Consider the following 21,540-nt stretch of genomic DNA (forward strand, 5'->3'; position numbering starts at 1 on the left):
ATTTAAATAGTTTCTTTCAGATTTAACCCACGCTCAATGATGACGCCGACGCTTTGCGCCCGCGCAACGGCGCCAGGTTTGCTTAGTTTGATGCGTATCCACGGCGACTGAAAACGCGCCAGCAGCAGTTCAGCAACCTCTTCCGCAACACGCTCGACCAGCGCAAAACGCCCGCCTTCCACATGAGCGACAACCACCTCGGCAATATCGGCATAGCTGAGACAATCATTTACATCATCGCTTTTCGCCGCCTGGCGGTTATCCCAGGCCATTTCGATATCGAACACCAGCTTCTGCTCAATGGTCTGTTCCCAGTCGTAAACACCAATGGTGGTGATTACCGAAAGCTGCTCAATAAATACAATATCCATCACATTCCACCCGCAGTTTGTTTCAACACTGTGCTGCCAGGCCCGATCTTTCCTGCGCTCTGGCAGATTTTGCGCATTCACTGGATACCACTTTCCAGAATTTATGCGTATTATCCATCGATGCAGAGAATAAAACGACTTTTTCACAACGGAACAGCGTCATGAGTGCAATCGCGCCTGGAATGATCCTCCTTGCGTACCTTTGTGGCTCAATCTCCAGCGCCATTCTGGTCTGCCGCCTCGCCGGTCTTCCCGATCCGCGAGCAAGTGGTTCCGGCAATCCCGGAGCGACCAACGTTTTACGCATTGGCGGCAAGGGAGCAGCCGTAACGGTACTGATTTTCGATATTCTGAAAGGAATGCTGCCCGTCTGGGGCGCTTACGCGCTTGGCGTAACGCCGTTCTGGTTGGGGCTTATTGCTATCGCCGCCTGTCTTGGTCATATCTGGCCGGTATTTTTTAAATTTCATGGTGGCAAAGGCGTAGCGACGGCGTTTGGCGCGATTGCGCCGATAGGCTGGGATTTAACGGGCGTCATGGCGGGAACCTGGCTTTTAACCGTGCTGTTGAGCGGTTACTCATCGCTGGGCGCGATTGTCAGCGCGCTGATCGCGCCGTTTTATGTCTGGTGGTTCAAACCGCAGTTCACCTTCCCGGTGGCGATGCTTTCCTGTCTGATTCTGCTGCGTCACCATGACAATATTCAGCGCCTGTGGCGCCGCCAGGAAACCAAAATCTGGTCGAAGCTGAAGAAGAAGAAAAAAGAAGAGTAAGCCCGGCGGCATCTCAGCAACCGGGCAGTCGCAGTTTACGCCGCCGGCAGATCCGCCAGTGGCCAGCGCGGACGAACCGTTACGCCGAGCCCGGCATCATTTCCTGCTTTCAGACGGACCATGCCCGCATAGGCGATCATCGCGCCATTATCGGTACAAAACTCCGGACGCGCATAAAAGACTTCGCCGCGACGCTTTTGCATCATTTCTGCCAGTTTTGCCCGCAGAGTGCGGTTGGCGCTCACACCGCCCGCCATCACCAGACGCGTAAAACCGGTCTGATCCAGCGCGCGTTTGCATTTGATCATCAGCGTATCAACCACCGCATCCTCAAACGCTCGTGCAATGTCGGCACGGGTTTGCTCGTCATCGCCATTGGTACGAATGGTGTTCGCAGCAAAGGTTTTCAGCCCGGAAAAGCTGAAATCCAGCCCCGGACGATCGGTCATCGGGCGCGGGAAGACAAAACGGCCTTCCGTGCCCTGCGATGCCAGTTTTGACAGCATCGGCCCGCCCGGGTAATCAAGCCCCAGCAGCTTGGCGGTTTTATCAAATGCTTCCCCTGCGGCATCGTCAATTGACTCACCCAGCAGTTCGTAATGACCAATGCCGGTAACGCTGATGAGCTGCGTGTGCCCGCCGGAAACCAGTAGTGCCACAAACGGGAAAGCCGGCGGGTTTTCTTCCAGCATCGGCGCCAGCAGGTGCCCTTCCATATGGTGAACCGGAATCGCCGGGACATCCCAGGCGAAAGCCAGCGAACGTCCGACCGTCGCGCCAACCAGCAGTGCGCCGACCAGGCCGGGCCCAGCCGTGTAGGCCACCGCATCAATGTCTTTTGCCGCCAGCCCGGCTTCTTTCAGCGCGGCCTGAATCAGCGGCACGGTTTTACGCACATGGTCGCGGGAAGCCAGTTCCGGCACCACGCCACCGTAATCAGCGTGCAGTTTTACTTGACTATACAGTTGGTTGGCTAAAAGCCCTTGCTGGTCGTCATAAATTGCGATGCCAGTTTCATCGCAGGATGTTTCAATGCCCAGTACGCGCATGGATCTGTTTACCTCTTTGCAATACCGCGCAGTGTAGGGCGAATGCCGGTCGATGTAAAACTTTGCTCACCCCAGGTGAGGAGTTCGTGTATACTCCTCACCCTTACAAAAGTCCCTTTCAAAAAGCGCGTCGGTGCTTTACAAAGCAGCAGTAGTTGCAGTAAAATTCCGCACCATTTTGAAATATGCTGGTGTGAACGCCAGCGGCAAACCGAATTAATCAAAGGTGAGAGGCACATGCCGGTAATTAAAGTACGTGAAAACGAGCCGTTCGACGTAGCTCTGCGTCGCTTCAAACGTTCCTGTGAAAAAGCAGGTGTTCTGGCGGAAGTTCGTCGTCGTGAGTTCTATGAAAAACCGACTACCGAACGCAAACGCGCTAAAGCATCCGCAGTGAAACGTCACGCGAAGAAACTGGCTCGCGAAAACGCACGCCGTACTCGTCTGTACTAATCTCTTGAGAGCAGCACGCTCTCAGATTTAGACCGAGTTGTAGTTGTAAGGCCGTGCTTCCGAAAGGAATGCGCGGCTTATTTTCGTTTATAACCTGATATAACCAGCGTGATTTGCGCCACATTCAGCGGCCTGAAGAACGGGGGGTTATAAAAGATCAAAACGGGGCCTATGGCTGGACGAATCCCACGTGTTTTTATCAATGACCTGCTGGCGCGCACCGACATCGTCGATCTCATCGACGCGCGTGTAAAGCTGAAAAAGCAGGGCAAGAACTACCACGCGTGTTGTCCATTTCATAATGAAAAAACCCCTTCTTTCACCGTAAACGGTGAAAAACAGTTTTATCACTGCTTTGGCTGCGGCGCGCACGGTAACGCCCTCGACTTTTTAATGAACTACGACAAGCTCGAGTTCGTGGAAAGCGTCGAAGAGCTGGCTGCCATGCACAACCTTGAAGTGCCTTTTGAAGCAGGCAGCGGGCCCAGCCTGATAGAGCGCCATCAACGGCAAACGCTCTACCAGTTGATGGACGGGCTCAACGCATTTTATCAGCAATCTCTGACGCAACCTGCCGCTGAACCGGCGCGCCAGTATCTGGAAAGGCGCGGTTTGAGTAGCGAAATTATTGCGCGTTTCGCCATTGGTTACGCCCCTCCCGGTTGGGACAACGTGTTAAAGCGTTTTGGCGGCAATAGCGAAAACCGCAAATCTCTGATCGATGCCGGCATGCTGGTAACGAACGATCAGGGGCGCAGTTACGATCGCTTCCGTGAACGGGTGATGTTCCCCATTCGCGACAAGCGTGGCCGGGTGATTGGTTTTGGCGGGCGTGTTTTGGGTAACGATACTCCCAAATACCTCAACTCCCCGGAGACCGATATTTTCCATAAAGGCCGCCAGCTGTATGGCCTTTATGAAGCGCAACTGGATAACGATGAACCTCAGCGCCTGTTGGTCGTCGAAGGGTATATGGACGTGGTCGCGCTGGCGCAGTACGGCATCAATTATGCGGTTGCTTCGCTGGGCACCTCCACCACGGCGGATCATATCCAGCTGTTATTCAGAGTGACGAAAAACGTCATCTGTTGTTATGACGGTGACCGGGCAGGTCGTGATGCCGCCTGGCGTGCGCTGGAAACCGCGCTACCTTATATGAGCGACGGTCGCCAGCTGCGTTTTATGTTCCTGCCGGATGGTGAAGATCCGGATACGCTGGTACGTAAAGAGGGCAAAGCGGCGTTCGAAGCACGGATGGAGCAGGCTCAGCCGCTCTCCACGTTTTTGTTTAACAGCCTGTTGCCGCAGGCGGATTTGACAACGCCGGATGGCACCACGCAACTTGCCGCGCTGGCGCTGCCGTTAATCAATCAGGTGCCAGGCGAGACGTTACGCATTCAACTGCGGCAGCTGCTGGGGAACAAGATTGGTATTTTCGACGATGCACAACTTGATCGTTTAATGCCAAAACAGGCGGAAAACAGCGCTCCGCGCCCCGCTCCGCAGCTAAAACGCACAACCATGCGTATACTTATAGGGTTATTGATCCAGAACCCGGAGCTGGCATCGGCGGTTCCGTCGTTAGAGGGGCTGGATCAATCCAGGCTTCCCGGGCTTGGCTTATTTGCAGAACTGGTCAACACTTGTTTGTCACAGCCAGGCCTGACTACCGGGCAGTTGCTGGAGCACTATCGCGGCACCAAAGAGGCTGCAACCCTTGAAAAACTGTCGATGTGGGACGATATAGCAGATAAGGAAATCGCAGAAAAAGCGTTTACCGACTCGCTCAATCATATGTTTGATTCGATGCTTGAACGGCGACAGGAAGAGCTGATAGCTCGCGATCGTACGCACGGTTTAAGCAGCGAAGAACGCCGGGAGCTCTGGCAGTTAAACCAGGAACTGGCGAAAAAATGAATTCAACGGCTTAAGTGCCGATAACCGATCGGGTTGATCCCGACAGCCGCGATGAGGGCCAGCGGCAAAAATATAAATACACCCTCGCGTTAAATGTTGGCTGTTTATTTCGCCGACCGACACCAACCCTCATGAATTTAAGTGTGGATACCGTCTTATGGAGCAAAACCCGCAGTCACAGCTGAAGCTTCTTGTCACCCGTGGTAAGGAGCAAGGCTATCTGACCTATGCCGAGGTCAATGACCATCTGCCGGAAGATATCGTCGACTCCGATCAGATCGAAGACATCATCCAAATGATCAACGACATGGGCATTCAGGTGATGGAAGAAGCACCGGATGCTGATGATTTGCTGCTGGCTGAGACCACTGCCGACACGGACGATGACGCTGCCGAAGCGGCTGCGCAAGTGCTTTCCAGCGTGGAATCTGAAATCGGGCGCACGACCGACCCGGTTCGCATGTATATGCGTGAAATGGGTACCGTTGAACTGCTGACCCGTGAAGGCGAAATTGACATCGCCAAACGTATCGAAGACGGGATTAACCAGGTTCAGTGCTCTGTTGCCGAGTACCCGGAAGCCATTACCTATCTGTTAGAACAATACGACCGCGTCGAAGCGGAACAGGCACGTCTGTCTGATTTGATCACCGGCTTTGTCGATCCGAATGCGGAAGAAGATCTTGCGCCTACAGCAACGCACGTCGGCTCTGAGCTCTCCAGCGAAGAGATGGATGACGACGATGAAGACGAAGATGAAGAAGACGACGACAGCGATGATGACAACAGCATCGATCCTGAACTGGCACGTGAAAAATTCGGCGAGCTGCGTACCCAGTACGAACTGACTCGTGACACGATCAAAGCCAAAGGCCGCAGCCACGCTGCAGCACAGGAAGAGATCCTCAAGCTGTCTGAAGTCTTCAAGCAGTTCCGCCTGGTGCCGAAACAGTTCGACTACCTGGTGAACAGCATGCGTGTCATGATGGATCGCGTGCGCACTCAGGAACGCATTATCATGAAGCTGTGCGTTGAACAGTGCAAAATGCCGAAGAAAAACTTCATTACGCTGTTCACCGGCAATGAAACCAGCGAAACCTGGTTCAATGCCGCACTGGCGATGAACAAGCCGTGGTCCGAAAAGCTGCATGAAGTAACGGAAGAAGTTCAGCGCAGCCTGCAAAAACTGCAACAAATCGAAGAAGAAACCGGCCTGACCATCGAGCAGGTAAAAGATATCAACCGTCGTATGTCCATTGGCGAAGCGAAAGCGCGCCGTGCGAAGAAAGAGATGGTGGAAGCGAACCTGCGTCTGGTTATTTCTATCGCCAAGAAATACACCAACCGTGGTCTGCAATTCCTCGATCTGATTCAGGAAGGCAACATCGGTCTGATGAAAGCGGTTGATAAGTTCGAATACCGCCGTGGTTACAAGTTCTCCACCTACGCAACCTGGTGGATCCGTCAGGCAATTACCCGCTCCATCGCGGATCAGGCGCGCACCATCCGTATTCCGGTGCATATGATTGAGACCATTAACAAACTCAACCGTATCTCCCGCCAGATGCTGCAGGAAATGGGTCGCGAACCGACGCCGGAAGAGCTGGCCGAACGCATGTTGATGCCGGAAGACAAAATCCGCAAAGTGCTGAAAATCGCCAAAGAGCCAATCTCCATGGAAACACCGATTGGTGATGATGAAGATTCGCATCTGGGTGATTTTATCGAGGATACCACCCTCGAGCTGCCGCTGGACTCAGCCACCACCGAGAGCCTGCGTGCGGCGACGCACGACGTTCTGGCCGGTCTGACCGCCCGTGAAGCGAAAGTGCTGCGTATGCGTTTCGGTATCGATATGAACACTGACCACACGCTGGAAGAAGTGGGTAAACAGTTTGACGTTACCCGCGAACGTATCCGCCAGATCGAAGCGAAAGCGCTGCGTAAGCTGCGCCATCCGAGCCGTTCTGAAGTGCTGCGTAGCTTCCTCGACGATTAACTTGTCACATCGTTATAATGAAAGGCTCCCACCGGGAGCCTTTTTTATTTCCGCCGCACTACAGACCTCTCGTCACCAGCGCGTCATCCAGTTCGCGGTAAGCGGCGACCAGTTTATCCAGCGTCGCGCGATTTAACCCACTGGGGTTCGGCAGTACCCAGATCTGCGTCACGCCGATGCTCATCGTCTGCTTACCCCAGTTAGCGCCTCTGACGCTGAATGCCTGCTCGAAGGCCTGTTTACCGAGGATCGCCAGCGCCGCAGGCTGATACTCTTCGATCTTCATAACCAGCTCTCTGCCGCCGGTACGCAGCTCGTGCAGCGCCACTTCGCTGGCCTGCACCGTCGGGCGTTCCACCAGCATGGTGATGCCACAGCGCGTATCCAGCAGATGCTTTTCCTCTTCCGGTCGCAGCTGCTGGTCGGTAAAGCCAGCCTGATGGATCACCTTCCAGAAACGGTTGCCAGGGTGCGCAAAGTGGAAGCCGGTATGGGCAGAAGATTTACCCGGATTGATACCACAAAACACCACGCGCAGCCCGGGAGCGAGAATATCATTGATCATAGTTATTCCTGGTCAATTGTCATAAATATCAGTATAAGGGATTGAAAATCCGCTGTTTATAAAAACATCAGCCAGGATATTCTTGCTGGATTGCAGGGGTAAGTTACTTTATAATCCCCCCGCTATGGCCCCTTAGCTCAGTGGTTAGAGCAGGCGACTCATAATCGCTTGGTCGTTGGTTCAAACCCAACAGGGGCCACCAAATTTTAGATTTAGAAACAGACAGTTAAACCACCTCTTATGGTGGTTTTTTGTTTTTTTAAATCCTGAGTGTCCCAAATGTGTCGCTCAAGCTTTTGACAATCCCCGCCACTCTGTCGGCTTCTATCGCTACAGCTACGGTCACAGAATGGCGCAACGCTTTCCCTTCCCGATGAAGCCATCACTCAAGCGACAATATTTTCATGCAGTGTCTTCAGAATATTAATAAGATCTGCATCTCTTCACATGAGAATAACGTATGCCCAGCACTAACATAAACAGTTAATCAATGCCTTACTAAAAAATAATTATTCTCTGCACTATAATTTCCTTAATAAATTACCCATGATATATCTTAATATAAATTATCAAATAAGAACATAATACAAAACGTGATAACACCTATTAATAACCATCACCGCATACGCTAGAATAAATTCCATAGCACTGTCTGGATTACTCCAGCGACGTGAATTATGGGTTATTTTTCTACGCACCTTGTTATAAGGCAGAAACGGATAATGTATCGCTATAATGCTTTTGACTATCCGTATTGAGATAACCACCTATATAAAATATATCCAGGATGATTCAATGAAGAAAATGATATTCGGTAACAATACCCAGCCAGGACATTCAGCCAGTAAACCTGAATTAAAAAATGGTCTGGAAGCTGCAACAGCGATAACAAACAAAATGCCGAAACAAGGTTATCTGTACATCCCTTTTGCCGCAGAGGATCTGGTTGATCAAAGTCTTGGCTTAAATTTGCTTCGCCACCTCAAAGGGAAAAGGTTATACCCTTTAATTGCACCAAATCAGAAAATTCTAATCGAGATGGAAAGACTACGGGCGGTGGAAATTACGAAACTAACGGAGCAAATAAATACCATCAGCGATAAATTGCAGGACGTAGATAAGTCTCTGAAAAATGAAGCTGGCTGGAATGCTGAAACCTTAAGAAATAGGGTTTCACCAGAAGTGTTCGATACATTTACGACAGGTATCGCAAGATTATCGCAGCAGCTGTCAGTATTAAAGAAAATGAGTTTCATACATAAACCATTGAGCCAATTATCGTCCGTAAGAGATAAATTATATATCCTTGGGCACGGAGCCGCCGGAAGAAACATATTGGCAGCGGATCAAGCAGCGACTCTGGGGCAGATGACGGCAAAAAGCCTCGCGGAGCAATTACACGCATGCGGGCTACCAAAAACATTCAGCGATCTGCGAATAACGGCCTGCTTCAGTGCAGATTCAATCGAACCGCTCTCATTTGAAGCCGACGAACTGGATGAAACGTCCGGAACGGTTAGCGAAAAAAGGAGAGGAATAAAAGGAATATTCAAGCCGCTGAAAGACACAAATCCCCTTGCGCTCACAATAAGTAAAGAAATGAAGCGCCTCGGTTACCACAATATTCAGGTAACCGGGTACCACGGTGCAGGGGTAACATACAGCCCTACGGAATTCCGGGCGCGCAGGCTTGAGAAGGGGACGGATATTCGCCGTTCACTTGTCAGACGTACTTTCTGATATGTTTGTTCAGGGGCGTTCCGGCAAGCAGAACGCCCTCGTTTCAGGACGCTAACGCTCTTTCAGCATCTGCAGATTTTTGATCATACTCATCCTGCGCCGCCGTAAGCTGCGGCCCATATTCCAGCGCCCAGCGATACAGCGCTTCAAATGGCTGTCGGAGTGATTCGCCAAGCGGCGTAATCCGGTATTCAACGCCCACCGGCATTGTCGGCAACACTTCCCGATGCACCAGCCCGTTGCGCTCCAGCCGTTTCAGAGCGTCGGCCAGCGCCTTATGGGTGATACCATCCAGCCTGCGCCGGATCTCATTGAAACGAGAGGGTTTTGTACACAGCACGGTCAGGATCAAAATCGACCATTTATTGGTGATGTGCTCAAGTATCGGGCGCGTTTTGCCCACATTTCCTAAATCGCAGTCATCAATTTTTGTCATAGCGGTATATCCATTGATATCTAATATAAATAAAGTGCGTAATTGATACTAAATATAAAACTTATATCATCGATTTTCCACTCAACAGGAGAATCATCATGAACAGACTGCACAACAAAACGGCCCTTATACTGGGCGGCGCAAAAGGAATTGGCCTGGCGATAACCCAGCGTTTTGCCCAGGAAGGCGCCACGACATGGTTTACCTCCCGCCGCGAGGAAGAGTTACAGAACGCCGCCGCTAGAATCGAAGGAGATGCGCTGCCGCTGCGTGCTGATGTCAGCCAGCACAGCGAACTGGCACGCATAATGGAAAACATTCAGCAGCAATCCGGGAAACTGGATGTGCTGGTGATTAATGCCGGCATGTCAGAGTACGCCACCCTTGAGCAGGTTTCAGAAACGCACTTTGAAAACACCTTCGGGTTGAATGTCCGCTCGCCGCTGTTTGCCCTGCAAGCTGCGTTGCCGCTGCTCAAACCTGGCGCCAGCGTGGTGCTGATAGGTTCGATTGCCGACGTTATCGGGACGGAAGGCTATGGTGTTTATAGCGCCAGCAAAGCCGCGCTGCGCTCTTTTGCCCGAACCTGGACGCGCGAACTGGCGGCCAGAGGCATTCGCGTTAACGTCGTCGCGCCCGGCCCTATTGATACCGAAATGATGGCTGCGGCATCGGAAAATGTTCGTCAGGGGTTAACGCAGGCCATTCCGCTGGGTCGCATGGGCCAGCCGGAAGAAGTGGCCAACGCCGCGCTGTTTCTTGCGAGTGACGAAAGCAGCTATATCGCCGGTGCCGAGATTTGTGTCGATGGCGGGTTAACGCAAGTGTAAAGGCTCCTTTCAGGCCGCAATGCACGCCAGCGGAGTGGCCTGAAAGCCGCAATGCGCGCACTTTTTCGCGTATTTCGCCGATTTAAGCCACCATAAGCGCAATTTTCACAGAAACACTAACGCATTGAAATATGTCCCATGTAATATGGATGCAGACTATTGCGAGATTCATATCTATAGTCCAGATTTGTTGAATAACCACACCCCTTAATAAACTCTTAAGCGCTTTGACGAAACGCCATGAACAAACCTATAAAACGGCTTGAAATCATCAAATACGCCATCGAACTGGAGGATGACGGCATCATCCACAGCCAGCTTCCTTTGTTGAAAAATGAAGTTACGGATCCGGAGTTAGCGTTTATCGTCCATGCGCTTGAAGAGAAGAATTACAGCGAAGCGATGCGCGCCATAACGAACTGGCTGCAAAACCAGCGTTCCGTCGTGAGCTGGCAGGATCCGCAGGTGGCCGCCAGCAAGCTGGAACTGAAAGCGCTGGAAGAACAGCTGCGCGAACTGATTGATAAACGCAACGCGCGCATCCAGTTGCTCGACGAGTTCAACGATCTCTACTTAACCCGCCTTGGGCCGCTGATGTCGCAGATCCTGCGTCTGCGCAAAACCCTGGCAGAAGCCGCCGTTCGCCGCCAGGAAGCGGAAGCGCGCCGTCGCGAAGCCGATTATTTACGTTGCCAGAAGTATCTGTCGCAGGCGGTAGAAGTGCTGGTTACCTTGACGCAGCGCTGGCAAAGCATGCCGCCGCACTCATTGCAGGCTGCCAAAGCACGCAAACATTTGCAACAGCAAAGCGAGCTGATCGCCTCGTTGCTGGCCGAAGCGCAAGAGCTGGAACGCGGTCTGACGCGTGAAGAAGAACCGGCTCGCCAGGCGCGTGACGAAGCGCGTCAGGAATACGAGAGCTATCAGGAACAGCAGCACGATGCGGAAAAACGCTTTAGCTTCGAGCAGAAGATGTCAGAGGATGAGCGTCACGAGCTGAAGCGCCTGTGGCGCCAGGCCAGCAAACTCTGCCATCCGGATCTGGTGGACAACGATTTCAAAAACGAAGCGCACGGTATGATGGTGCAGCTCAACCAGGCGCGCCAGCGCGGCGATCTTAGCGCTATCCGCGCCATTCTGACTCGCCTGCAGAAAGGGCTGGAGCCGTTGATGGCCAGCGATCGTTTAAACGATCTGCAGCGCCTGCGTCAGCGAATTGCTGAAGTGAAACAGCATATCGCCAGCCTGATTGAAGAGCTGGCAACGCTCGAGAAAGAGGAGTCCTGGCAGCTCGTGTCGTCGCTGGGCGATCGGGAAACCTACTTCCGCCAGCAGGAAAAAGCGCTGGGCGAAATTCGCCAGACGCTGGAGCAGCAAGTCAGCGAAGCCGAATACGACGAAGTGGCCTGAAAGCAGCAAGCCCGGTGAAATACCGGGCTTCGTCGTTATTTCTTGTGCCAGTACGCCTGCGCGCGTACCCGTTGCTGATCGATATTGTCGGTCGCATAGCGCGCCATCAGCGATTTCACCACCTCTCCTTCCCCGGTCAGCCAGATAAAATAGTCCTCATCGGCGACGGTCAGCGAAGCCAGTTTATCGTGCAGCGCCTGCGGGTTATGACCAACCACCCATTGAATATCAAAGCCGCTCAGATGCGCCAGATAATCCTGATACGCCGCATCGGCAACCGTCACCACAGCCGTCACTTTCGGGCGAACCGCGAGCAGGCTTAGCGCTTCCAGACGGCGACGCAGCGCGGGCATACCGGATTCATCGCACACATAGAGTTGCCAGGCGTAATCTTCCGGCACCACCAGCGAACCGCGCGGGCCGCCAATCGTCAATGTATCTCCTGCCTGCGCATTGACCGCCCAATGGCTCGCCACGCCACCGTCGTGAATATAGAAATCCACCACCAGTTCGTGACGGCTGGCGTCATAGATCGGCGTGTAATCGCGGGATGCCGGGCGCGGTCCATCGCCCCAGACGATGCCGTCGTCGGTCACCGTCGGCGGCACAAAGTGCGACCCCGGCTGCGGAAAGAAGACTTTTGTATGATCGTCAAAACCGCGCGACGTAAAGCCTTCCAGTTGTTCACCTCCCAGCACAATGCGCTGAAAACCACTGCCAGCGCGTTCCGCGCGCAGAACAGTTAACTCGCGAAAGCGCAGTTCATTGCGTACGCGTTGGGGATAACGTTGAGAATGAGTTGTCATAATCGGCCTTCGTGAAAGTGAATACGATATATCTAAATGTTGTGCAAATGATAATGATTGTTGATTGCGCAGAAGACAAGCCATTTTTATGATATAAACCACATGAAAGCACCGATTGCCAAAAAATAAAATTATTACGTTTATTATCAATAATATAAAAACAAAACCCATTATAACATTGTCTAAAGAATCAATTTAGATATAAATTAGATATATCAATTCATCAGGAGCACAGTATGCGCCATCATCATGAGCGGGCCGACCGCGAACACCCGCACCACGGCGGTGGACGACGCCAGCGCTTTTTTGGTCACGGTGAGTTACGTCTGGTCATTCTCTACTTGCTGAGCAGCAACGCCAGCCACGGCTATGAGCTGATCAAAGCCATTGAATCCCTGACTCAGGGCAACTATACGCCCAGCCCTGGCGTTATTTATCCCACGCTTGATTACCTGCAAGAGCAGGGTTTCATTACCATTGACGATGAAGAGAATGGGCGCAGAACCATTGCGATAACGCCGCAGGGTTTGCGCTGGCTGGAAGAGAGCCAGGCGCAGATTGCAGAGATTCAGGAACGCATCCGGGTGCGTAACGTCGGTTATCAGCTGCGCAGAAACCCGCAAATGAAGCGGGCGCTGGATAACTTTAAAGCGGTACTGGATTTACGGGTGAATCAGGGGGAACTCAGCGCCGCACAGCTTAAGCAGATAATTGGCATTATCGACCGCGCGGCGCTGGATATTTCACAACTCGATTAAGCCATTTCTGGCGTATCGCGCAGACGGAAAACCTGAACCAGTTCGCGCAGGTGCAGCGCCTGATCGTTCAGTGCCGCCGCCGCCGCAACCGACTCCTCCACCAGGCTGGAGTTCTGCTGGGTGGTTGAATCAATCAGGCCAATGGCGCTATTAATCTGCGAAATGCCATCGGTCTGTTCGCGGCTCGCCTGGCCGATCTCACGCAGGATCACATCCATCTCTTGTACGTTGCTCACCATGCCATTAATCAACCCGCTGGCTTTTTCCACCAGCGCCATCCCTTCACGGGTCTGACTGGTGGAATTTTCGATCAGATGGCGGATCTCATTCGCCGATGAAGCGCTTTTCTGCGCCAGTTGACGGACTTCGCCCGCAACCACCGCAAAACCACGCCCGTGTTCCCCTGCACGCGCAGCTTCAACGGCGGCGTTCAGCGCGAGGATGTTGGTCTGAAACGCAATGGAATCAATCAGGTTGATAATGTCAGACATCCGGTTCGAGGTGTCGTTAATGACACGCATCTTCTCCGTAACCTGTTTCATCATCTCGCCGTTATTTTTCACCACCGTCGCCGCGCCCGCGGAAAGCTGCGTGGCTTCTGACGTGTGATCGGCGGTATTTTTCACCGTGGCGGTGATTTGCTCCATCGATGCTGCGGTCTGTTCCACTGAGCTGGCCTGTTCTTCCGTTCTTGCCGCCAGATCCTGGTTACCGGCAACAATCTGCGCCGCCGCGCTGGAGATGCTCTCCGAACCGTTCTGTACCTGATGAACAATCTCTACGAGGCGCTCTTTCATCTCCATTAATGCCCGCAGCAGTACACCGGTTTCGTCGCGATGGTGAGCGTCGATCGTACGGGTCAAATCACCGTTCGCGATGGCTTCTGCGAAGGTGACGGCCTCACGCAATGGACGCGTAATCATCCGTACAATGATCCAGCCGATCAGGCTGCCAAAGCCAATGCTAAAGACCGCGAGTAGAATGAGGATCAAGCGGCTCACGGCAAAATCGTGCTGCACGACCTCACCCGCCCCTTTCATCTGCGCATCCTGGATAGCAATCAGCTCCAGCACCTTTGCTTTGTAGGCGTTCTGGATATTCACCGTGTTGCTCATCATCTCCTGTATCGCAGCCGCACGATCGTTATTTTTCACGGCGCCGAGGATACGAAAGCGAGAATCAAGGTACTGCTGGCGTACGGTGCGGATTTCAGCGAGGATTTTCTGTGATTTGTCATCACGCAGGTTTTTCGCCAGATCTTCGAGCAACGCGGTAATGTGGCTGCTGATCTCAGAAAGCTGCTTCTGCGACTCGCCGGTCCACTTCCCTTCACTATCAAGTAGCATCAGTTGCTGAATGCTGACAAAAGAGTTGAAGTTATCGATCAGCTGATTGGCTTTAACAGTGGTTGGATAGTCATCACGCACGATTTCCTGCATTCCATTATTTGCGCGATCCAGGCTGGAGAGTGACATTGAGGAACTTATCACCATCAACACAATAAAAAAGCCGAACGCCAGAAATAATTTCGTGCCTATTTTTACATTATGTAAAAACATATTTTCTCCATGGGTTTGATTATTTTACCGACGAAAGTGTCGGGCGCTTAACCCTAAAGGCCCGCTTAAGTCCCTGGCGCAAATTAAAGATATGCAACCAAAACACGTTATCGGTAACCACATCGCTAACTTTATGAGTTTGATCGTTTTTTTAATTATTTATTGACAGATCTGATAGTTAAGAACTATTAATTGCTGTTTATCGATCGTTATATTCGCGAGAAGAATGATTTGCGCAGCACATATTAACGCTGCTTAAAGAGGTTTAATTCGTGGTTAAGTAGAAGTGATGGGAATATATTAATACTTCGCATTGCCAACTATAATTAATAATATTTTAACAAAAAATAAAAAATATCATTACATATGCGTATTGGATTTATTCTTAACAGATAAAAAAACCGCCACAGTATTGCATGGCGGTTTTTAATAGGGCAATAAAACGTTAATGCAAGACGGACACGGCATCCTGCAGGCGACCAGCGCGATGTTTCACCATCGCCGAGACGGTAGCACTTTCCTCTACTAAACCGGCATTCTTCTGGGCGATGGCATCCAGCTCAGCCACCGCGCGTGTCAGATCGGAAAGCCCGTCAACCTGTTCGGAAGTGGAACGGCTGATCTGCCCAATCAGCGACGTCACGTTCTGCACCTGGCTGACAATATCTTCCATCGTACGACCAGCGGCATGCACCTGATCGTAACCCGACTGCACTTTGCTGGCGCTGGCATCGATAAGCTTACGGATGTCGTTTGCCGCGCTGGCGCTGCGGCTGGCGAGATGGCGAACTTCACCCGCCACCACAGCAAAGCCCTTGCCCTGCTCCCCGGCCCGCGCCGCCTCCACCGCTGCGTTCAGTGCGAGGATATTGGTCTGGAAAGCAATGTCGTTAATCAGCGTCGTAATGGAGCCAATACGTTGCGTGCTGTCGGCAATCTCATCCATGGTTTTTACTACCGTCTCCATCGCTTTACCGCCGTGGGTTGCCGCGCTACTGGCAGAACTGGAGAGCTGATCGGCCGCCGAAGCGGTTTCCGAGTTAGTTTGCAGCGACGCCGCCATCTGGCTCATGGTCGCCACCGTCTGCTGTACATTCACCACGGTTTGGCGAGTGCGTTCATTCAAATCATCATTGCCTTTCGCCAGCGTCTCGCTGCCGCTAAGCACGCTGCTAACCTGGCCAGAAACATCATTGATCAACCAGCGGCACATCAGCCCAAGCTGGCCGATGGCGCGTAACGTCAGCCCGAGTTCGTCGCTACGGTTCAGCGGCTGTATGCTGTTGCTCTCGCCGGTAGCCACGCTGAGCGCCTGCCGGGCGACATTCTCCGCCGGGCGGACAATCTGCCACTCAACGGCCATACAGCCCACCAGCATCGCCAGCGTACCGATCGCCAGCGCCATCCCACCTGCGCCACTCAGCCACAGCCCGGCCATCTGCGCAAGCCACAGCAGCGACATCACGCTGCGCGTACGCCAGCGCAGCGACAAGGAAGCGAGTTTCCCCCACCAGCCTTTGCTGATCACCAACCCTTTATGCACCCGTTTATTACAGCGCCCCTCATTCAGGGCTTTGTACAACGGTTCAACCGCGGCAATCTCTTCATCGGTCGCCTGGGTACGAATCGACATATAGCCGATAGTCTTACCGTTGCGCACCATCGGTACGGCGTTAGCGCGAACCCAGTAGTGATCGCCGTTCTTGCGGCGGTTTTTCACCACACCGCTCCACGGTTCGCCCTGTTTGAGGGTGTACCACATATCGGCAAATGCCGCTTTGGGCATATCAGGATGCCGCACCACGTTATGGGGCTGGTCGAGCAGTTCGGCCAGGGTGTAACCGCTGGCATGGATAAAAGCGTCGTTCGCGTGGGTAATGTAGCTTTGCTGGTCAGTCGTTGACATCAGAGTTGTATCAGCATCCAGCATAAAACGCTGCTGGCTGACATAAGGAGGAGAAGACATGGTTGCGTCCTGTGCGGGTTATATTGCTGTTAAAAATTAATGCGAATGTTATTTCGGCGATAATGAGTTTATCTTTAATTGTTAAATTTGATTTAGATCGCAATTCGCAATAAAACCCTGGTTTTCATGGGCTCGTTAACTTTCTGTTTTTAATAGTTTCACTATGTTACCACTAAACGGCGTTAACATAATTGCTCCATCATCGCGCATTAACCGCACCATATTGGCGCAACGCTGCAATAACCCGGCCAAACATGTACAAATTTTAATCACAAAAGATACAAAATATTAACGTAGCGGCATGATTAAATTTTGTACGCCAGCGTTTTCCCCTGGTGTTTATCCCGATTTCATCTGCCCACGCCGATGTGGCGCAATCCCTGCAATACTTAAATCGGTATCATGTGATACGCCAACCCCCGGAGGCCATTTTGAACAGGTTACCTTCCAGCGCATCGGCATTAGCGTGCAGCGCTCACGCCCTGAATCTCATTGAGAAGCGAACGCTTGATCATGAGGAGATGAAAGCATTAAACCGAGAGGTGGTGGATTACTTTAAAGAGCATGTCAATCCGGGGTTTTTGGAGTACCGCAAATCTGTTACCGCCGGCGGGGATTACGGAGCCGTAGAGTGGCAAGCGAGCAGTCTCAATACGCTTGTCGACACCCAGGGACAGGAGTTTTTAGATTGCCTGGGTGGTTTTGGAATATTTAATGTGGGGCACCGTAATCCAGTTGTGATTTCCGCCGTACAGAATCAACTCGCCAAACAACCTCTTCATAGTCAGGAACTGCTCGACCCACTGCGGGCGATGCTGGCAAAAACGCTGGCGGCTCTTGCGCCAGGCAAACTGAAATACAGCTTCTTTAGTAATAGCGGGACGGAATCCGTCGAAGCCGCCCTGAAACTCGCCAAAGCGTACCAGTCGCCGCGCGGCAAATTCACCTTTGTCGCCACCAGCGGCGCGTTCCATGGCAAATCATTAGGCGCGCTGTCCGCGACCGCAAAATCCACCTTCCGCAAACCCTTTATGCCGCTGCTGCCGGGCTTTCGCCACGTGCCGTTCGGCGATATCGAGGCGATGCGTACCCTGCTTAGCGAATGCCATAAAACCGGCGACGATGTGGCGGCGGTGATCCTGGAACCTATTCAGGGTGAAGGTGGCGTGATCCTGCCGCCGGTCGGTTATCTGCCGGCGGTTCGCAAGCTGTGCGATGAGTTTGGCGCATTGCTGATCCTCGACGAAGTGCAAACCGGCATGGGTCGCACCGGTAAAATGTTCGCCTGTGAACATGAAAACGTGCAGCCGGACATTCTGTGTCTCGCCAAAGCGCTGGGCGGCGGCGTAATGCCGATTGGCGCGACGATCGCCACGGAAGAAGTTTTCTCTGTGTTGTTTGATAACCCGTTCCTGCACACCACCACCTTTGGCGGTAACCCACTGGCCTGTGCGGCCGCGCTGGCGACCATCAATGTGCTGCTGGAGGAGAACCTTCCGGCGCAGGCGGAGCAGAAAGGCGATATGTTGCTGGATGGCTTCCTGGCGCTGGCGCGCGCGTACCCGGATTTGGTACACACCGCGCGGGGCCGTGGCATGCTGATGGCGATCGAATTTGTCGATAACGAAACGGGTTACAACTTCGCCAGCGAAATGTTCCGCCAGCGCGTGCTGGTTGCCGGAACGCTCAACAACGCGAAAACCATTCGCATTGAACCACCGCTGACGCTGACTATTGAGCAGTGTGAACAGGTGCTGAAAGCGGCAGGCAATGCGCTGGCCGCGCTGCGGGTGGCGGTAAACGCTGAGTAATCCTGTGCCCGGTCGCGTCTGCGCTTACCGGGCCTGCAAATCCCCCATGCCGGAGAGGTGCCTGCGCCCTCCGGCTTTTTTTGACGCTACTCCGGCAGCAAGCCAATAAAACTGCGTTTTTTGCGCGGCTCGGACATCAGCGCCTCCAGCTTCTCCACGCACGCCAGGTAATGCGGCGTCTTCTTATGCGCCGCAACGGCCGCATCATCCTGATAGGCTTCGTAAATAAAAAAACGGGTCTTCACTTTGGGATCCTGCAACACATCAAAACGCAGATTGCCCGGCTCGCGGATTGCGCCTTCATGATTGGCGCGAAACACCTGCAAAAAATCCTCCACGCAATCGGGTTTAATATTGATTTCCACCAGCGTCACATTCATGGTTGCTCTCCTTGTTTTTCTTCCAGCCAGAACTGATAAGCCTCATGGGCGCTCATATTGTCGTGAACCACTTTTTTCACCGCTTTCAGCATGGCGAGCGGCGCGCTGGACTGGAAGATGTTGCGCCCCATATCCACGCCGGATGCGCCCTGATCGATGGCGCGGAAACACATCTCCAGCGCCTCCTGCTCCGGCAATTTCTTGCCGCCAGCAATCACAATCGGCACCGGACAACTGGCGGTGACTTTTTCAAACCCCTGCTCCACAAAATAGGTTTTCACAAACTGCGCGCCCATTTCAGCGGCGATACGGCTGGCGAGCGAGAAATAACGGGCATCGCGCGTCATCTCTTTGCCAACGCCGGTCACCGCAAGCACCGGAATACCGTAGCGGCTCCCCGCATCGACAAGCTTGATAACGTTGCCGATGGACTGATGTTCATATTCGCTGCCGATATACACCTGTGCCGCTACGGCCGATACATTCAGGCGCAGCGCATCTTCCATCGCCACCGCGACGCATTCATGGGAAAGCTCAGTCAGCATCGAATTTCCGCCGGAGGCGCGCAGCACTACCGGTTTGTTAGTGGCCGGAGGCACCACGCTGCGTAAGATCCCCCGCGTACACATCAGCACATCGGTTTCACCAAACAGCGGCGCAAGGGAGAGATCGATACGTTCAAGCCCGGTGGTTGGCCCCTGAAAGTATCCGTGATCGAAGGCCAGCATTACCGTGCGATTGCTCTTCGGGTTAAAGATCCTTGCCAGTCGCGACTGCATCCCCCAGTCCAGCGCGCCGCAGCCTTTCAGGGTAAAGGGCACATTCTGTTGCGGTATGCCAACGCCAAAATCCTTCCCCTCTTTGTGATCGTCCAGGTCCGCCATCTCTCCTCCCGCGCAAAGCTGTGATTGAACTGTTGATTTTGTGATTGAAGATTGTTCAAAAGCGTAGGCGCTGAACTATATTTTCGACCATACGAGGATCACAGTTTTATCTATAACGCTGGTCGAGGGGGCCAAACCCATGAGTTACCTGATGGCACTAGATGCAGGAACCGGCAGCATTCGCGCAGTGATCTTCGACTTATCCGGGCGGCAAATCGCCGCAGGCCAGGCCGAATGGAAACACCTGAGCATCGAAAACGTGCCGGGATCAATGGAGTTCGATCTCGACAGCAACTGGCAGCTCGCCTGCCAGTGCATCCGCAAGGCGCTGGACAGCGCTGGCCTGAGCGGTGCCGATATTCAGTCCATTGCCTGCTGCTCAATGCGTGAAGGCATTGTGCTCTACGATCGCAACGGCGATGCCATCTGGGCTTGCGCTAATGTCGATTCCCGCGCCAGCCACGAAGTGGCAGAGCTCAAAGAGATCCACGACTGGCAGTTTGAATCCGAAGTCTACAGCGTCTCCGGGCAGACGCTTGCGCTCAGCGCCATGCCGCGCCTGCTATGGCTGGCGCACCATCGTCCCGATATCTACCGCAATACCGCGACCATGACCATGATCAGCGACTGGCTGGCGTCACGCCTCTCCGGCTGGCTGGCGGTTGATCCTTCCAACGCCGGAACCACCGGCATGCTCGATCTCTTCACCCGCGACTGGCGAGCAGAGCTGCTGGATATGGCCGGGCTGCGTGCGGATCTTCTGTCGCCGGTGAAAGAGACCGGCAGCCTGCTCGGCGAAGTGACACAGCAGGCAGCGCAAGAGTGTGGGCTGCGCGAAGGAACGCCCGTGATTATGGGCGGCGGCGATGTGCAGCTTGGCTGCCTCGGGCTTGGCGTGGTCCGCGCCGGGCAAACTGCGGTGCTCGGCGGCACATTCTGGCAGCAGGTGGTTAATCTGCCGCAGGTGCGTACCGATCCGGATATGAATATCCGCGTGAATCCGCATGTGATCCCCGGCATGGTGCAGGCGGAGTCGATCAGCTTTTTTACCGGGCTGACCATGCGCTGGTTCCGCGACGCGTTCTGCGCGGAAGAGAAGCTGATCGCTGAACGTCTCGGCACCGACGCGTATCACCTGCTGGAAGAGATGGCCAGCCGGGTGCCCGCCGGTTCGTGGGGCGTGATGCCAATCTTCTCCGACGCCATGCACTTTAAGCAGTGGTATCACGCCGCACCATCGTTTATTAACCTCTCCATCGATGCGGAAAAATGCAATAAAGCCACGCTGTTTCGCGCGCTGGAAGAGAACGCCGCCATCGTCTCGGCCTGTAACCTGGCACAGATCTCACGCTTCTCCGGCGTACAATTCGATAGCCTGGTGTTTGCTGGCGGCGGCGCAAAAGGGGCGCTGTGGAGCCAGATTTTAAGCGATGTTACCGGCCTGCCGGTACGCGTGCCGGAAGTGAAAGAGGCCACTGCGCTCGGCTGCGCGATTGCGGCCGGTTTCGGTGCCGGGCTGTATGACGACATGGCGGCAACCGGCGAGCGGCTGGTGCGCTGGAGCCAGACCTACATGCCAAACCCGGGGCATCGTGAGCTGTACGACAACATGATGCTGAAGTGGCAAAAAATCTATGCCGATCAGCTGGGCCTAGTCGATAGCGGGCTGACGACATCAATGTGGCGCGCGCCCGGCCTTGCGGAAAAAGCCTGACCTCCCTCCTCATCCGGCCCCTTTCCCCCTGCGGGGAACGGGGTCACTATTTTGAATCCCATCACAATCATTACCTCCCGCTTTTCCCTTTTTGGCGGCGACGGCTAAAGTAGAACTCA

Annotated in this window: 19 protein-coding genes and 1 tRNA gene; 11 read left to right on the plus strand and 9 right to left on the minus strand. The window is 53.4% G+C overall.

The window, feature by feature from the left end; genetic code table 11:
• Positions 1-2: 2 nt before the first annotated feature.
• Positions 3-371: a bifunctional dihydroneopterin aldolase/7,8-dihydroneopterin epimerase gene (folB, locus tag C0557_RS22620; protein ID WP_074772426.1), complete on the minus strand. Its 369-nt coding sequence runs from the start codon at positions 369-371 to the stop codon at positions 3-5.
• Positions 372-532: 161 nt separating this feature from the next.
• On the opposite strand from folB, the gene plsY reads away from it, so the two are divergent.
• On the plus strand, positions 533-1,144 hold the full coding sequence (gene plsY / locus C0557_RS22625) for a glycerol-3-phosphate 1-O-acyltransferase PlsY (RefSeq protein WP_074772423.1): 612 nt from the start codon (positions 533-535) through the stop codon (positions 1,142-1,144).
• Positions 1,145-1,179: 35 nt separating this feature from the next.
• Here plsY and tsaD read toward each other — a convergent pair whose 3' ends face one another.
• A complete protein-coding gene (gene tsaD, locus C0557_RS22630; RefSeq protein WP_043956478.1) occupies positions 1,180-2,193 on the minus strand; it encodes a tRNA (adenosine(37)-N6)-threonylcarbamoyltransferase complex transferase subunit TsaD in 1,014 nt (337 codons plus the stop codon).
• 237 nt (positions 2,194-2,430) lie between these two features.
• Between tsaD and rpsU the strand changes: the two genes are divergently transcribed.
• The 3 genes from rpsU to rpoD all read left to right on the plus strand — a co-directional run bounded on the left by rpsU (position 2,431) and on the right by rpoD (position 6,562).
• Positions 2,431-2,646 (plus strand): 30S ribosomal protein S21, encoded by a 216-nt coding sequence (gene rpsU / locus C0557_RS22635; RefSeq protein ID WP_001144069.1) that lies wholly within the window; start codon positions 2,431-2,433, stop codon positions 2,644-2,646.
• Between the two features lie 171 nt (positions 2,647-2,817).
• On the plus strand, positions 2,818-4,563 hold the full coding sequence (gene dnaG, locus C0557_RS22640; RefSeq protein WP_074772420.1) for a DNA primase: 1,746 nt from the start codon (positions 2,818-2,820) through the stop codon (positions 4,561-4,563).
• A 157-nt stretch (positions 4,564-4,720) separates the two neighbouring features.
• Complete coding sequence (gene rpoD / locus C0557_RS22645) at positions 4,721-6,562, plus strand: RNA polymerase sigma factor RpoD (RefSeq protein ID WP_208661335.1); 1,842 nt, start codon at positions 4,721-4,723, stop codon at positions 6,560-6,562.
• 58 nt (positions 6,563-6,620) lie between these two features.
• On the opposite strand, the gene mug is transcribed toward rpoD, so the two are convergent.
• Positions 6,621-7,127 carry a G/U mismatch-specific DNA glycosylase gene (mug, locus tag C0557_RS22650; RefSeq protein WP_208661336.1) on the minus strand — a complete coding sequence of 169 codons (507 nt, stop codon included), beginning with the start codon at positions 7,125-7,127 and terminating at the stop codon, positions 6,621-6,623.
• Between the two features lie 126 nt (positions 7,128-7,253).
• On the opposite strand from mug, the gene C0557_RS22655 reads away from it, so the two are divergent.
• Together C0557_RS22655 and C0557_RS22660 are read left to right on the plus strand one after the other, a co-directional pair.
• Positions 7,254-7,329: transfer RNA gene (locus C0557_RS22655), tRNA-Ile, on the plus strand.
• Positions 7,330-7,922: 593 nt separating this feature from the next.
• Positions 7,923-8,867 carry a hypothetical protein gene (locus tag C0557_RS22660; RefSeq protein WP_208661338.1) on the plus strand — a complete coding sequence of 315 codons (945 nt, stop codon included), beginning with the start codon at positions 7,923-7,925 and terminating at the stop codon, positions 8,865-8,867.
• 43 nt (positions 8,868-8,910) lie between these two features.
• Here C0557_RS22660 and C0557_RS22665 read toward each other — a convergent pair whose 3' ends face one another.
• Positions 8,911-9,303, minus strand: coding sequence for a helix-turn-helix domain-containing protein (locus C0557_RS22665; RefSeq protein ID WP_074778433.1), 393 nt, complete (start codon positions 9,301-9,303; stop codon positions 8,911-8,913).
• A 98-nt stretch (positions 9,304-9,401) separates the two neighbouring features.
• On the opposite strand from C0557_RS22665, the gene C0557_RS22670 reads away from it, so the two are divergent.
• Positions 9,402-10,133: an SDR family NAD(P)-dependent oxidoreductase gene (locus C0557_RS22670; protein ID WP_208661340.1), complete on the plus strand. Its 732-nt coding sequence runs from the start codon at positions 9,402-9,404 to the stop codon at positions 10,131-10,133.
• A 240-nt stretch (positions 10,134-10,373) separates the two neighbouring features.
• Positions 10,374-11,543, plus strand: a complete 1,170-nt coding sequence (locus C0557_RS22675) for a DNA repair protein (protein ID WP_208661342.1) — start codon at positions 10,374-10,376, stop codon at positions 11,541-11,543.
• A gap of 35 nt (positions 11,544-11,578) precedes the next feature.
• Here C0557_RS22675 and C0557_RS22680 read toward each other — a convergent pair whose 3' ends face one another.
• Positions 11,579-12,349, minus strand: a complete 771-nt coding sequence (locus tag C0557_RS22680; protein WP_208661344.1) for a siderophore-interacting protein — start codon at positions 12,347-12,349, stop codon at positions 11,579-11,581.
• Positions 12,350-12,585: 236 nt separating this feature from the next.
• Here C0557_RS22680 and C0557_RS22685 point away from each other — a divergent pair, with 236 nt between their 5' ends.
• A complete protein-coding gene (locus C0557_RS22685; RefSeq protein ID WP_208661346.1) occupies positions 12,586-13,107 on the plus strand; it encodes a PadR family transcriptional regulator in 522 nt (173 codons plus the stop codon).
• Here the strand turns inward: C0557_RS22685 and C0557_RS22690 are convergent.
• Positions 13,104-14,666, minus strand: coding sequence for a methyl-accepting chemotaxis protein (locus C0557_RS22690; protein ID WP_208661348.1), 1,563 nt, complete (start codon positions 14,664-14,666; stop codon positions 13,104-13,106). The two genes, C0557_RS22685 and C0557_RS22690, sit on opposite strands and share 4 nt — an antisense overlap.
• A gap of 445 nt (positions 14,667-15,111) precedes the next feature.
• Positions 15,112-16,632, minus strand: a complete 1,521-nt coding sequence (locus C0557_RS22695) for a PAS domain-containing methyl-accepting chemotaxis protein (protein WP_208661358.1) — start codon at positions 16,630-16,632, stop codon at positions 15,112-15,114.
• Positions 16,633-17,063: 431 nt separating this feature from the next.
• Between C0557_RS22695 and ygjG the strand changes: the two genes are divergently transcribed.
• A complete protein-coding gene (ygjG, locus tag C0557_RS22700) occupies positions 17,064-18,443 on the plus strand; it encodes a putrescine aminotransferase (RefSeq protein WP_208661360.1) in 1,380 nt (459 codons plus the stop codon).
• 86 nt (positions 18,444-18,529) lie between these two features.
• Here the strand turns inward: ygjG and lsrG are convergent, their stop codons facing one another.
• Together lsrG and lsrF are read right to left on the minus strand one after the other, a co-directional pair.
• Complete coding sequence (gene lsrG, locus C0557_RS22705; RefSeq protein WP_208661362.1) at positions 18,530-18,823, minus strand: (4S)-4-hydroxy-5-phosphonooxypentane-2,3-dione isomerase; 294 nt, start codon at positions 18,821-18,823, stop codon at positions 18,530-18,532.
• A complete protein-coding gene (gene lsrF, locus C0557_RS22710; protein WP_007370001.1) occupies positions 18,820-19,707 on the minus strand; it encodes a 3-hydroxy-5-phosphonooxypentane-2,4-dione thiolase in 888 nt (295 codons plus the stop codon). The genes lsrG and lsrF overlap by 4 nt, the downstream gene beginning before the upstream one ends.
• 139 nt (positions 19,708-19,846) lie before the next feature.
• Between lsrF and lsrK the strand changes: the two genes are divergently transcribed.
• Entirely contained in the window at positions 19,847-21,421 is a 1,575-nt protein-coding gene (gene lsrK, locus C0557_RS22715; RefSeq protein WP_208661364.1) for an autoinducer-2 kinase, read from the plus strand.
• Positions 21,422-21,540: the final 119 nt, after the last annotated feature.

Source organism: Kosakonia sp. MUSA4 (assembly GCF_013085925.1).
GTDB classification, from domain to species: Bacteria; Pseudomonadota; Gammaproteobacteria; order Enterobacterales; family Enterobacteriaceae; genus Kosakonia; species Kosakonia sacchari_B.